Annotated in this window: 11 protein-coding genes; 7 read left to right on the plus strand and 4 right to left on the minus strand. The window is 60.3% G+C overall.

From position 1 onward, the window contains the following. Positions 1-43: 43 nt before the first annotated feature. Genes CVE41_RS05185 through CVE41_RS05205 form a run of 5 tightly spaced genes read left to right on the plus strand, consistent with a single transcriptional unit; the run spans position 44 to position 5,120 of the window. The gene (locus tag CVE41_RS05185) at positions 44-550 is read left to right on the plus strand and encodes a 2Fe-2S iron-sulfur cluster-binding protein (RefSeq protein WP_100259694.1); all 507 of its coding nucleotides are present in this window, start codon (positions 44-46) and stop codon (positions 548-550) included. After that, the gene (locus CVE41_RS05190; protein WP_100259695.1) at positions 547-1,533 is read left to right on the plus strand and encodes an FAD binding domain-containing protein; all 987 of its coding nucleotides are present in this window, start codon (positions 547-549) and stop codon (positions 1,531-1,533) included. The genes CVE41_RS05185 and CVE41_RS05190 overlap by 4 nt, the downstream gene beginning before the upstream one ends. Continuing rightward, complete coding sequence (locus CVE41_RS05195) at positions 1,530-3,719, plus strand: xanthine dehydrogenase family protein molybdopterin-binding subunit (protein WP_100259696.1); 2,190 nt, start codon at positions 1,530-1,532, stop codon at positions 3,717-3,719. Before CVE41_RS05190 ends, CVE41_RS05195 begins: the two co-directional genes overlap by 4 nt. Further along, on the plus strand, positions 3,719-4,570 hold the full coding sequence (locus tag CVE41_RS05200; RefSeq protein ID WP_100259697.1) for an XdhC family protein: 852 nt from the start codon (positions 3,719-3,721) through the stop codon (positions 4,568-4,570). The genes CVE41_RS05195 and CVE41_RS05200 overlap by 1 nt, the downstream gene beginning before the upstream one ends. Continuing rightward, positions 4,557-5,120: a nucleotidyltransferase family protein gene (locus tag CVE41_RS05205; protein WP_157799415.1), complete on the plus strand. Its 564-nt coding sequence runs from the start codon at positions 4,557-4,559 to the stop codon at positions 5,118-5,120. Before CVE41_RS05200 ends, CVE41_RS05205 begins: the two co-directional genes overlap by 14 nt. A gap of 15 nt (positions 5,121-5,135) precedes the next feature. Here CVE41_RS05205 and CVE41_RS05210 read toward each other — a convergent pair whose 3' ends face one another. The 4 genes from CVE41_RS05210 to CVE41_RS05225 form a co-directional block, all read right to left on the minus strand. Then, positions 5,136-6,458, minus strand: a complete 1,323-nt coding sequence (locus tag CVE41_RS05210; RefSeq protein ID WP_100259699.1) for a spinster family MFS transporter — start codon at positions 6,456-6,458, stop codon at positions 5,136-5,138. Positions 6,459-6,519: 61 nt separating this feature from the next. Next, a complete protein-coding gene (locus CVE41_RS05215) occupies positions 6,520-8,631 on the minus strand; it encodes a TonB-dependent receptor domain-containing protein (RefSeq protein WP_100259700.1) in 2,112 nt (703 codons plus the stop codon). Between the two features lie 20 nt (positions 8,632-8,651). After that, the gene (locus CVE41_RS05220; RefSeq protein WP_100259701.1) at positions 8,652-9,464 is read right to left on the minus strand and encodes a TonB-dependent receptor plug domain-containing protein; all 813 of its coding nucleotides are present in this window, start codon (positions 9,462-9,464) and stop codon (positions 8,652-8,654) included. A gap of 198 nt (positions 9,465-9,662) precedes the next feature. Next, positions 9,663-10,841: a TetR/AcrR family transcriptional regulator gene (locus tag CVE41_RS05225; RefSeq protein WP_100259702.1), complete on the minus strand. Its 1,179-nt coding sequence runs from the start codon at positions 10,839-10,841 to the stop codon at positions 9,663-9,665. Between the two features lie 318 nt (positions 10,842-11,159). On the opposite strand from CVE41_RS05225, the gene CVE41_RS05230 reads away from it, so the two are divergent. Both CVE41_RS05230 and CVE41_RS05240 read left to right on the plus strand, forming a co-directional pair. Continuing rightward, positions 11,160-12,407 carry a class I SAM-dependent methyltransferase gene (locus CVE41_RS05230; RefSeq protein ID WP_100259703.1) on the plus strand — a complete coding sequence of 416 codons (1,248 nt, stop codon included), beginning with the start codon at positions 11,160-11,162 and terminating at the stop codon, positions 12,405-12,407. A 599-nt stretch (positions 12,408-13,006) separates the two neighbouring features. After that, positions 13,007-13,501: a hypothetical protein gene (locus CVE41_RS05240; protein WP_100259705.1), complete on the plus strand. Its 495-nt coding sequence runs from the start codon at positions 13,007-13,009 to the stop codon at positions 13,499-13,501. Positions 13,502-13,659: the final 158 nt, after the last annotated feature.

The raw sequence follows: 13,659 nt of genomic DNA on the forward strand, positions 1-13,659 counted from the left end.
CACCGTCGGCCTCCCGATAGTTAGGAAGGCAAAGGAGGCGTTTGTGTCCGATACAATTTCCGTCAACGGCAAGCTGCAGCCCCTGCCGACAGATCCGCGAACCTCGCTGCTCGATTTCCTCCGCCACGATCTGGGCCTGACAGGGACCAAGAAGGGGTGCGACCATGGCCAGTGCGGGGCCTGCACCGTCATCGTCAATGGCATCCGGATAAACAGCTGCCTGACGCTCGCAGCGATGCACGATGGCGACGAGGTTACGACAATCGAAGGCCTCGGCACCCCGGACAATCCATCGGCGCTCCAGAAAGCCTTCCTTGAACATGACGGATTCCAGTGCGGCTATTGCACCCCCGGGCAGATTTGTTCGGCGACAGCCATGCTCCAGGAAATTGCCAACAACTGGCCCAGCGATGCCAGCGAAACCCTCGAGGGCGACATGACCGCCACCGGCGAGGAAATCCGCGAACGCATGAGCGGCAACCTTTGCCGCTGCGGCGCCTACGCCAATATCGTCGCGGCCATTCGCGAAGTGGCGGGGGAGAGCGCATGAGACCGTTTTCCTACGCGCGCGCCAGGACCTTGGAAGATGCAGCCCGGCTCACCCGAGACGAGGGAGCGATTCCCATCGCGGGCGGGACCAACCTGCTGGACCTCATGAAATTGCAGGTCGAAACGCCCGATGCGCTTGCCGACATCAATCGCATCGGGTTCGGTGGGATCGAAGAAACAGACGATGGCGGTCTTTGGATCGGCGGCCTCGCTACCAATACGGAAACGGCCATTCACCCGCGGGTGCGCACCGACTACCCCGTCTTGGCGCGCGCAATACTCGCTGGCGCGACCCAGCAGTTGCGAAACAAGGCCACGACAGGCGGCAATCTCTGCCAGCGTACGCGCTGTTTCTACTTCACGAATATCGACCAGCCCTGCAACAAGCGCGAACCGGGAAGCGGTTGTGGCGCCATTGACGGCATAGCAAAGCTTCATGCCGTGCTGGGGACCAGCGACCAATGCATCGCGACATATCCCGGCGATATGGCAGTCGCGCTAAGTGCCCTTGATGCGCAGGTCGAGATAGCAGCCCCCAGCGGCGATACGCGCAGGGTGCCGGTTCGCCATTTCCATTGCCTTCCCGGCGACACGCCCTGGCGCGAAAACGTTCTGGAACCGGGCGAAATCATCACCTCCGTAGCCCTTCCGCCGCCGGTCGGCGGAACGCAGATCTATCGCAAGGTTCGCGAACGATCCTCCTATGCCTTCGCACTCGTGTCGGTCGCTGCCATCATCGAGATGGACGATGGCAAATTCACCCGGGCCGATTTCGCCTTCGGGGGACTTGCACACAAGCCCTGGCACGACGAGCGCATTGCCGAAACTCTCATCGGAAAGGTCGCTTCCGACGATGTGTTCGATAAGGCCGCCGACATCCTGCTGGAAGATGCCCGCGGCTACGGTGAAAACGACTTCAAGATACCGCTGGCCCGGCGAACGCTTCACGCGGTCTTGCAACAGGCAACGGAGGCTGCGGCATGACCGTGCATCTCAAGCAAGACAAGCCCGACGACAGCAATCGCCTCGACGGGATGAAACAGGGCGTTCTCGGCAAGGGTATCTCCCGCGTCGAGGGCATGCCCAAGGTGACGGGCACCGCTCCTTATTCCGCCGAATATCCGATCGCCGATTGCGCCGAAGGTGTGCTGGTTACATCCACGATCACGAGGGGCAAGGTCGTCTCGATCGACAAGGACGCCGCGCTATCGATGCCCGGCGTTATTGCGGTGATCGACGATCCGGCAATGACCACCCGCGCCGCGCAGGGCACGGCCGACGAGGCTCCTCAACAGGAACCGGGCACGGTCTGCTATTGGGGCCAACCGATCGCCTTGGTCGTCGCCGAAACCTTCGAGCAGGCTCGCCATGCGGCCAAGCATCTTGTCGTCGAATATCGCGAAGATGCGGGTGCGCCGCTCGATCCGCAGGCGGTCGAAGCAGAGGAGCAGGAAGACGAGACCGTCCGGCAAGGCGATCTCGACCATGCGATGGCGACTGCTGCCCATTCGGTCGATGTCACATATACCACCAAGGGTCATGCCTCGGCTGCCATGGAGCCACACGCATCCATAGCCCATTGGGACGGCGACAAGCTGACTGTCTACGCATCGCTCCAGATGCTGAACTACAATATCACCGAACTTTCCGACGCGCTCGGGATGGAAGAGGAAAATGTCCGTCTCGTCTCGCGCTTCGTCGGGGGCGGATTCGGATCGAAACTGGGTATCAGCGAAGATGTGGTCGCAGCTGCCATCGCGTCCAAGAAGGTCGGGCGGCCGGTCCGGGTCGTCATGTCCCGGCAACAGGTGTTCCAATGCGTGATGCGCCGTTCGGAAACGACACAACGCCTGCGGCTTGCGGCTGATGAGAGCGGAAAGCTGATCGGCTTCGGCCATCACGCACTCGTCTCCAACTTGCCCGGAGAAACTTTTGCAGAGCCGGTCCTGCAGTCCTCGCACTTCCTTTACGGCGGAGAGAACCGTGACCTGACGCTCGAGGTCGCGCGCATCCACCAGATGACCGCAGGGTCGGTCCGCGCCCCGGGCGAAGCGGTCGGCATGCCCGCGCTCGAAGGCGCAATGGATGTGCTGGCCGAGAAAGCGGGTATCGACCCGGTCGAATTGCGCCTGACAAACATTCCTGAAGAAGACCCGGAAGAGGGCCTGCCCTTCTCATCGCACAAGTTGGCCGAATGCCTCAGGCAGGGGGCCGACGCATTCGGTTGGGACAGCGCCCCCCGCAGCCCGCGCCACACGTGCGAGGGCGAGTGGTGGGTGGGCACCGGCATGGCGAGCGCCGCACGCGTTCACAATATCGCCGAGGCAAAGGCACGCGTCACGCTGAAAGCCGACGGCAGTGCCATCGTCGAAACGGACATGACCGATATCGGTACGGGGACCTATACGATCCTCGCCCAGCTTGCAGGTGAGATGCTGGGCCTCGATCCGGCCCAAGTGCTGGTCGAACTGGGCGATACGAAGCATCCGCGCGGTCCCGGATCGGGTGGAAGCTGGGGCGCTGCCTCGATCGGGTCGGCCGTATACGTCGCGTGCAAGGCGATCAGGGAAGAACTCGGCCAACGACTGGGCGTCGACGAAACCGAACTGGAATTGTCGAACGGAAAAGCCGCTTCGGGCGACAGCCTGGTCTCGGTGCTCGACGGCGCAGACCTGTCGCGCGAAGGTCATTACGAACCGGGCGACATCAAGGACGAATTTACCGCTTCCGGCTTCGGCGCCTTCTTCGCGCAGGTGAGGGTGAACCGCTTCACCGGCGAAACCCGGGTCGACCGAATGCTGGGCGCATTCGGCTTCGGCCGCGTGCTCAACCACAAGACTGCACGGTCACAATGCCTTGGAGGGATCACCTGGAGCATCGGTGTGGCCCTGACCGAAGCGCTCGAATTCGACCCGCGCGACGGACATCTCGTCAACTGCGATCTCGCCGAATATCACGTGCCCGTGCATCGGGACGTGCCGGACCTCGAAGTCGTTCTCGTCGAAGAGCGGGACCCGGCCGCGAGTCCGATCCAGGCGAAAGGGATCGGCGAACTCGGCATGTGCGGCGGCGCGGCGGCGATTGCAAATGCGATTTACAACGCCTGCGGAGCGCGCATCTTCGACTACCCGATGACACCGGACCGTGTGCTGGCGGCGATGCCCGACTGATGCTCGACCAGCTGGCCAGCCGTGCACCCCGTAGCGCCGATCACGAGGCGCTTGCCGCAGCGTGCGAAGCAGGCGCGGGACTATGTACGGTGGTCGGTATCGAAGGCAGCTTTTCGCGCAGGATCGGAGCGCAACTGGCAGTGTTGCCGGACGGCTCGACGATCGGCAGCCTGGCCGATGGATGCCTCGAAGCACAGCTGGCTTCGGACATGCGCGAGCTCGGGAAGCCCGCGGTAATTCGCTACGGCGCAGGATCCGAGAAAATCGATTTCCGCCTACCGTGCGGCGGCGGTCTGGACATCCTAGTCGATCCCTCACCCGATCGCGGCACATGTCGCGCGGCGATGATGAAGCTTGAGAAGCGTCTGCCTTCGAGCATATCCCTTCCTGAAAACAGTCTCCTTGCGGAGCGCCGCTATCTGCCTTCCCTTCGAATTGCCGCATTCGGCGAAGGGCCAGAGTTGGAGTATCTCGAGGTTTTGGCCAAGGCCCTCGATATCGAGCTCACACCTTACGATAAATCGGTCCTTCAATTGGGGCAGCGAGCCGCAGAATGCCGCCCGGACCGATGGACGGCTTGCCTGTTCCTGTTCCACGATCACGAGTGGGAATTGCCCCTGCTCGAACAGGTCCTTGCATCCGAAGCTTTCTACATCGGCGCGCAAGGCGGCGAGAATGCCCGCATCGCACGCACCCTCGGTCTTTCCGGCCGCGGGATGGCGGAGGAGCAAATCGCTCGGATCCATAGCCCCCTTGGCCTGATCCCATCCTGCAAGACTCCCCATGCGCTCGCCCTGTCCGCGTTGGCGGAAGTGGTCTCTCGCTATGAAAGATTGCATGACGCTGCTTGACTCCGGCATCGCGTTGGTCCTGCTCGCCGCAGGGCGTAGCGAGCGGTTTGGCGGCGACAAGCTTTTGGCCGAATACAAAGGCAAGCCGCTGTGGACCTGGGCTGCAATGGCGGCGGAAGAAGCAGGTTTCCAGGACCTCTACATCGTGAACTCGCCAAGGACCTCGATAGAGCCGGGAGATCGGTGGAAGCCGTTGGTAAATGCCGATGCAGACCGGGGAATGGGCACATCTATCGCGGCGGGAGTCGCTGCCGCGAAAGCTAGCCAGCGCATTGTCATCACGCTTGGGGACATGCCCATGGTCGCGCCGACGCACTTGAGAGCGCTGGCCGAAAGAACGGGGCCGGTTTTCACCCGGCAACCGGACGGCAATGCGGGATGTCCCGCAGCCTTCGGGCGGGAGTCATTCGACCAGTTGCGGCAACTGGGAGGGGACCGGGGCGCACGCATCCTGGCCAATCCGGATGCTGTGATGATGGAGCCGGCCAGCACGGGGATGCTTGTCGACATCGACTACAAGAGCGATCTTGCAGCTAAAGGCTCGCGCTAATGCGCCCCCGGCGGCTCAGGCGTTAGCGACACCGGCCTCCGACGAAGGGCGATGCGGGTTCTGTTTCTCCAGACACTTGGCTGCTCGCCAATAGCAAAAGATGGCGAACGGCGTCGCGCAGGCAATGACGAACAGTGCCTGGCGAAGCGATTCCTGGCCGTATTCCGGTGTGAAATAGTCCGACAGGACGCCGACCATGGTCGGTCCGAGGCCCAGCCCGATGAGGTTGATCACCAGAAGCGTAATGGCAGCCCAGACGGCACGCATACGCAAGGGTGCAAGCGTCTGGATCAGCGCGAAGGTCGGTCCCAAGTAACAGGACTGGAACAGCACGGCGATAAAGTAGACGCCCACCGCGAGGGGCGCGCTGTCGGCCACATAGAACCAGATCAGAAACGGCAGGGCGATGGTCTTGAGGGCGGCAACCATCAACGGTTGCGCCTTGAGGCCGTACTTTGCGGACAATCGGTTGGCGAGCCAGCCGCTGCCGAGACCGCTTGCGACGCCCGCGATGGCGAGTAATGGCGCCACGATATTGCCGACCTGCAAAGTGTTGAGCCCGAATGAGCGTATGAGATAGGCCGGGGTCCATCCGGTCAGTGCGTATCCGATCATCGAGGTTATGGTGACGCCCGCGACGAGCCAGACGGCTGCCGGATTGCCGAAGATCGAGCGGAAACCTGCGCCGATGGATGGGGTCTTCGTCTCCTCGACCGCGCCCGGTTCCGCCCGACGCATCGGTTCGGTCGCATACAGTTTTACGATCACCGCGAGGATAACGCCGGGCAGGCCGATCGCTAAGAAAGCGACACGCCAATCGAAGAAATAGGTCAGGTTGCCGCCGAATATCTGGCCTGCAGCCGCCCCCAGCGTCACGCCGAGGGAATAGATGGATAGGGCAAGCGCGCGTTTTTCCGCCGGATAGAGGTCTGCGATAATCGAATGGCTGGGCGGTGAGGAACCTGCCTCACCGACGCCGACGCCGATGCGCGCGAGCAAAAGGTGGACGAAGTTTTGTGCCAGCCCGCAGGCGGCGGTCATGCCGCTCCACAACGCAAGCGCGATGGAGATGATGTTGACCCGGTTCATCCTGTCCGCAAGCGCCGCGACCGGGATGCCGAGTGTCGCATAGAACAATGCGAACGCGAGGCCCGACAGCAGGCCCAGCTGGGTGTCGTTGAGCAGCAAGTCCGCCTTGATATCCTCCAGCAGGATGGCGAGAATTTGCCGGTCCATATAGCTGAAGAAATAGGTCACGGTCAGGAGGAACAATGTGACCCGCCGCGCGCGCGGGCTAACCGTGTCCGCGCCTTGGGCGGGAGCTTGTGCTGAGGTCATCGAATGTCCTGAAAATAAGGGGGCGAGGCGGACCCGAGCCCGCCCCGCCCTCAAGTACGGCTCAGAAGCGGGTGCGTAGCCCGATCCTGTAGTTGCGACCGATCGCGTTACCGATGAACGGATTGTAACCGAGTGGCAGCTGCGCTTCGGCAGGCTCCGCGTCGGTGAAGTTCTCGATAGCGCCTTGCAGTTCGACCTCGGCACCGGCCAGGTCGAGTTGCAGGGTCACCGCAATGTCATGCTGCGTGTACGAACCGCTTTCGATGCCGAAATCGGTCGGTCCCTGCGAGGTCTGGAAGCAGGGATCGCGATTGATGCAACGGTCGTCGATCACACCGTCGATGTGAGTGACGGAATAGCGAACGTTGAGCATATCCCAGTTCAGGTTCGCATAGCCGTTTGCACGCCATTCCGGCACGGTGTTCGGGTCGCGGAAGTAGTTTCCGAAACCGACCGCGTCGTAAGCTTCCTGGACCAGAACACCCTGGACTTCGAAATCGTCGAATTCGTAGCCCAGATTGTAGACTGCGTTTCCGCCAAACGAGAATACCGCCTCGCCGAACGGTACATCGACATTCAATGCGAAATCGAGGCCGGTGATATCGACGTCGGGCCCATTCACGAAGTCGGTCCGAACGCGGCTGATATCGAGGCCGGTCGTCGTACCCTGGACACAGACATTATTGCTGAATGTGATCAGGCCAACCAGCGGACTTGAGCAATCGACCGGAGCGGCGCCCGTCGTCTGACCGTTGGCGACGAGGCTGGCGATCGCGTCACCGGGAGTGGTGGTGATACGGTCCTTCAGGTTGATCGCCCAATAGTCGGCGCTGAACGTCATGCTCGCTTCGCCGAGCGGTACGTTGAAAATCACGCCCGCATTGTAGGTGAGAGCCGTTTCGGGTCCGAGGTCATTCGGGTTGCCGAACACGTCCAGCGATTTGTAGTTGCCGCCCGCCGCAGTGAAGCCCTGCAACGCGGTTACCGAGTTCGGAGCGACGTTGACGGCCAGCGGGCCGCGGAAGGTCGTACCGATCGAGCCGCGCAGCGTCAGCCAATCGGTCGCTTCGAAACGGATCGACCCCTTCGGATTGATGGTCGAGCCGATCGGACTGCCATAGTCTTCGAAGCGGATAGCCCCTGCCAGTTCCAGGCGATCGGTGACCGGTGCATTCACCTCTGCAAAGATTGCATAGACGTCTTGCGAAAGCCGCGCCGGACGGGTGCCACCCAGGAAGATGAATGATCCGACGCCCTCGGTCGTGGTGCCAATACACGATTGGTCGCCCTCGATGAAACACGGGTTGATGTCGAGATTGGATTCGTCGTTGATCGGATCGGTGCGATAGTCATTCTTGCGGTATTGTGCACCCACAGCGAAGGCCAGCGGGCCTCCGCCCAATTCGATGCCCGTTGGACCGGAAAGAACCGCGTCGAAGACGACCTGTACTTCCTCTTCGACCGTGCCGTTGGGAACCTGCAGCCAACGCACGAGATCTGCGGAGTTCTCCGCACCCGGCACGTAGAAGGGGTTGCTGAGGCCAAGAGTAGGATTGCTTGGGCCCGCATTTGCGAAGGGATTGAAGTACGAGCATCCGTTTGCACCGGGTGTAGTACCCGTGCAGTTCTCCCCGCCGAACCCATTGAGCGCTGCCTGGAGACGCGAACCGACGATCCCGGGCGCAAATGCCTCGCGCTTGGATTCCCAGAAGGTCCCGTCGATTTCGAAGACCAGGTCGTTGCCCAGTTCGAAATCGAATCCGCCCGTGATGCGCCAGGCTTCGTTCTTGGCACCGCCGGTCCCCGCTCCGCGATCGGGATCGGCGTCAATCGGGTTACCCAGGTACCCGAACGGGCGGAACAGCACGTTCGTCACCCTCACGATCGGGTTGGTCGGAGAGGATTGTGGGAGACCGACCTGATCGAGAAACGCCGAAACTCCGGGGTTCGACGGCGAGGTGGTGAACGCCGACTGGAACCCCGAGCCGTTCGGGCCCTGAGTAGGAGGAAAGGCTGGCGAATAGTTGAGCGATTCAAGATCGCTTCTCGCCCACAGGGCATCGGTCTGGAAAGTGACCGTATCGCTCAGCTGTGCCGTGAATTGCGCAAAGACCTGGTAGCGATCTTCATCTTCGACGAGGTTGTCGAACGGGACATAGGTGAAGCGGCACACCGCTCCGTCCTGGAAACCGCCTAGGTCGGTACATCCCCGATCAGGCCTAATTTGTGTGTCGAATGAATCCGTTGCGGCATCGTAATATGTAACCCCGAAGAGGCCGACGGGTTGGCGGCGTATCCGACGTTGATGTAATCGCGTGCGGTCGTCGGCAATTCGGAGCGATGCTGCCAGCCAGCACCGACAACGAGGTTGGCATCGCCGAACTCGAATCCGGCCAGGCCGCTCATGCTGTAATTGCCGTCCGAGCCATCAACGAAATTGTAGTCGCCCTGAACCTCAAAACCGGTGAACCTGCTGCGAGTGATGAAGTTGGCTACCCCGGCAATCGCGTCCGAACCATAGGTCGAACCAGCACCGTCCTTCAGGATTTCAACGCGTTCGAGAGCGAAGAGCGGAATAAGCTGCGTGTCCACGAAACCTGCGCCCGGTGTCAGGATGGTGCGCTTGCCATTCATGAGGACCAGCGTTCGCGTTGCACCCAGCCCGCGCAGGTTGATCGAACCGACGCCCTGGAAGCCCTGCGCATCGGTGCTGAACTGGTTGGAGTCGCCAAGAACGGCGCCTACCGACGGGAGGTCCTTGATGAACTCGAGCGGGCTATCGACACCCTGTTTGCGGAGGTCATCGGCAGTGAAAACATCGACCGGTAGTGCAGCATCTTCGGGCGTGCCCCGAATGAGCGAGCCCGTGACGACGATCGTATTCGTGTCCGGCTCATCCGCGCCTGCCTGCTCGGCTTCCGCCTGTGCTAAGGCGACGCCAGGACATGCCAGCAGCCCAACACAAAGTGCGGTGCGGCCGATTGTCGCATTCAGTCGATTTCTCATATTCTCTCCCCGGGCAATATTTTGACCACGCCCGAGAGAGCTAAGGATCGACAGGCGTCCTCTCGCCGGCCGAACCGATTTGTCTTTTATGGCCTCTCCCCGGCAGCGCCATACTGCGGGTGTGAAAATCAAAAAACAAGCACAATTTGTCGCCTATAATCTGGCAGGAACGGCAGAGCGTTGGAAATGTCTCCGTACCTAGATTGCGAAACCTCTGAGCAGCCGATCCATGACGAGTGCAATGTTCCGATCTTTCGGCTCATATCGATACAAGCGCGCAAGATCGTAGGCCGAATTGGCGCCGACCGAGACATATTGAGCTGCGATAAACGGATCCACATCCGTTGCCTGTCCGCGCCTGTGCAATGCCGTTAGCTCGGCCACGAACCACCTGTCCAAGGCAGCGGCGCCCCCAATGACCGACATTCGCAAGTCGCGCGGTAGGCCGGGCAACGCCGATGACCGGATAATGGGCGTTTCCTGGCGCATCTGGATGGTAACGATCGACCCGACGACCGTTGCTATCCGGTCGAGCGGTTCGTGAAAGCGTTCGCTGGCCTCGCATTGCAGCTGGCTGACCCGCTCGTAACTATCCTCGAAGCACTGCTGGACCAGCGAGATTTTCTCGGAGTTGTGGTGGTAGAAACTACCCTTTGTCAGGCCGAGCCTTGCTGCGATATCGTCGATGGAGGTCCCTCTGTATCCACGCTCGCTGACAAGCTGCGTCGCGGTCCGCAGAAAGGCGTCGGCCCTGCCGTTCTGCGAAGCCAGATCCGAACCGGCGTCGGTTATCGCCTGCCATTCAAACGATGTACCATCTCGCGCGATACCGTCACAAAGCACGCGTGCCAGATCGCGCGCAGCCCTTGGAAATTCCCAGTCGCTGAAATGCTCGATCCATGCGGGAATCCAGAACAGGTTCTCCAGCAATATTTGCGCCGGGAGAAACGGCATTTCTTCGGGAATTTCGACATCGTGAAAGGCGAACAACTCGTTCGCTTGGCGAAGCACCTGCTCGAACCGCGCTCCAACACGAGTGCGACGCTCCTTGCTGAGCGTCCGGACTTCGCCAAACTGGGGTATCCGGCTCGACTGGCCTTCCGATTCCTGCGCCCAATGTTCGATCTCTATCCGGCACAGGATTTCGACAGCTTCCTCGAGCGACTGGGTCTTGCGAACTCTCGCCAGGCCTTCTCCGACCTCTTCGAGCCGCTCAAGGTAAATCGCCTCTGCGAGCGCCTCGCGGTTTTTGAAATAATATCTGAGGCTCGAGGTTTTGAGCCCGACCGTCGCGGCTATTTCACTGAGGTCGAGATCGGCGATCCCGCCAACAGCGAGCGCCTCCGCTCCAGCCTGCAAGATCAGCGACCGTTTCATGAGGGCCTTTTAAGTGCCCGTGGCAAGAAGGCAAAGCCCACAACCATAGGTGGCTATAAACCATTGATTTCATTTGTCATCTTGCAAGTACAAGCGCAGCCCCCCGCATTTCAAAAAGAAACAGGAAAGTGCGCCATTGCCCAAGACTGCCGGGACTTTCGAAGAATGAAACCCATTGCCTTTAGGTTTTTTCGCCTGGCCTGTGTCGCGTACCTTTACCGGATTCTAGCGGAGCGGCCCGAATTTCGTCGCTTTGGCGGTAACCGAAATTCGGCATTACGTCTGGCGTGATTGCTGCCAGAGTCATATCATCGGACCATGAGTGCGACCTTGTTGAACCGATATCTCGACGCGATCATCGAACGCGGCACCCTGGAAGTTACTTTCGCCGATGGTTCGGTTTCCCGCTTCGGGTCTCCGGCAGAAGACTTCCCGGACGTTTCAATCCGTCTCGCTGACAAGAAGGTTCCCCGAGACATCGTGCTCGATCCGCGGCTCGGCGCTGCAGAAGCCTTCATGGACGGGCGCCTGGTCATCGAGCAGGGCGGGATCATGGAGCTCGTCGAACTGCTCCGTTCCAACCAGCCGTGGGACAGAGGTGGTACCATCGGCTCGCCAAAGCTGGTGCGACGGATCGTCAACCGCATCGGCTTCGCGCGCGAGGCAGTGAACGACCGGATCCGTTCGCAACGCAATGTCTCGCACCACTACGATATCGGCAATGATCTTTATAAGTTGATGCTCGATCCCGAGCACATGCAGTATTCGTGCGCCTACTGGGCAGATGGGTTCGACACACTGGGCGAAGCGCAGGAAGCGAAGCTCGCGCACATCGCCTCCAAGCTCGCGCTCGCCGATGGCCATAGCGTGCTCGACATTGGATGCGGCTGGGGCGGCATGGCGATCTACCTTGCCAGGCATTTCGACCTGAAAGTTCACGGGATCACCTTGTCGCGCGAGCAGCTGGAACTTGCCAGAAAGCGCGCCGCAAAGGCCGGCGTGGCCGATCGCATAACCTTCGAGCTGGTGGATTATCGCGAGTTGGCGGACCGGGGAAGCCGGTACGACCGGATCGTTTCGGTCGGCATGTTCGAGCATGTCGGCAGGCCGCAGTACGATACGTTCTTCCAGACCTGCGCCAACCTGTTAGCGGACGATGGGGTGATGCTGCTCCACACCATCGGCCGCATCGGTGGGCCGGGCATGACCGATGCCTTCACCCGCAAGTACATTTTCCCTGGCGGCTATATCCCGTCACTTTCCGAGACTGTGGCCGCAAGCGAGAAGTACCGGCTGATCGCCAGCGATACGGAGATGCTGCGCCTGCATTACGCAAGAACGCTGCGCGCATGGTACGCGAACTGCGTGAAGCACCGGGAGGCGATCGTCGCGATGTACGACGAACGCTTTTTCCGGATGTGGACCTTCTATCTCGCCGGGGCGACGTCGAGCTTCGAGAACGGCGGCATGTGCAATTACCAGATCCAGTATTGCCGCGATCGTCGCGTCTTGCCGCTGACGCGCGATTATATGATGCGCTGCGAACAACAGTTAGCTTTGCCCTAGGGACACGCCACCTCCGCGAGCGCGGTCTTTTTCGGATCGTCAATGGAGCGCTACGACGGCAAAATCACCCTAGCGGCAAGGCGTCTCGCGGCGAAGCGGGCGAGCGCTCAAAATGGAGCGGATTATCGGAAAGTGGAAGAGATCCTGGATAAATCGTCAAGAGAAGCACGCTCCACAAACGGACGCCTTACGGACCCGTCGTGACAGGCCGACTTCACTTTTTGAGCTAAGCGTTTGGGAAAGGTGGTGAGCCGTGCTGGGTTCGAACCAGCGACCTACTGATTAAAAGTTGCGCTCACAAACTTTGACCGAGGCCAATCATGGTCAGCTTAGGTCCCGCAAGCCAGCAAAACCGAGACATTCGAGCCAATCAGCGTCGACTGAAGGTGAGCAAAGGAGGTCACCGTTCGGTGCTCGGCGCGGTGTTTCTTTAAGAATGTCGAATGGCCAACCTCCACCGCCCCCCCATGCGCAAAGCGTAGCTTCCGCCCTATCAAAAACATTATCTTCATGCACTTCACGAACTTGTTGACATATGCAGGCGGCCGCACTATCTGCATCTTGTCCAAGCAATTAATGAGGAACAAAGGAGATCGAATATGTCCATTCTCGTCGCAAACAAACAGCAGGTTCTCGAGAACATCGCGCGATTCGAAGAAGAGCTCGACAAAAGTCAGGAGCTCCAACGGCGCCTTGCATATGCCAGGGCTTGGTATGCGACTTATGATGACGACGGCGAATGGATGTTCGCCCCCTCGAAATTCTGCGGCTACGAGACGATGACGGCCGAGGAATATGTCAATGACGATCCGCGGGACGGTCGGCGCACTGAAAAGCAGCTGCAAAATTGGTTCACCATTGTTCCTGAAGACGGAGACCTCTTCGATGAACTTAATGAGGAATTGACCGCATTTCTCGCCAAATACGACAAACCCCCAAGCACTGCTGTGCGCATCAACGTAGAGAAGGAATTTCTGGAAGGTTGGTACGCGGGGGACGAGTTGGGTAAGCAGCGTGAAATCGCCGACTTGCTTATCGCCGTGGCGCGTTCGCTTCCCGCTGATGAACGGCAACGGGTCAAGGCGGCGATCTAACAATTCGGGGCACGGGATCCGCGCCCGTGCCCCCGCACCGGCTCATTGCGCCCAAATCAGCTGAATGAAGCTAATCATGGTCAGTTTAGGGCCCGCAAGCCAGTAAAACCGCGACATTCAAGCCAATCAGCGTCGACTGACGGTGACCAAAGGAGGCC

The sequence above is a fragment of the Qipengyuania seohaensis genome, assembly GCF_002795865.1.
Classification (GTDB): Bacteria; Pseudomonadota; Alphaproteobacteria; order Sphingomonadales; family Sphingomonadaceae; genus Qipengyuania; species Qipengyuania seohaensis.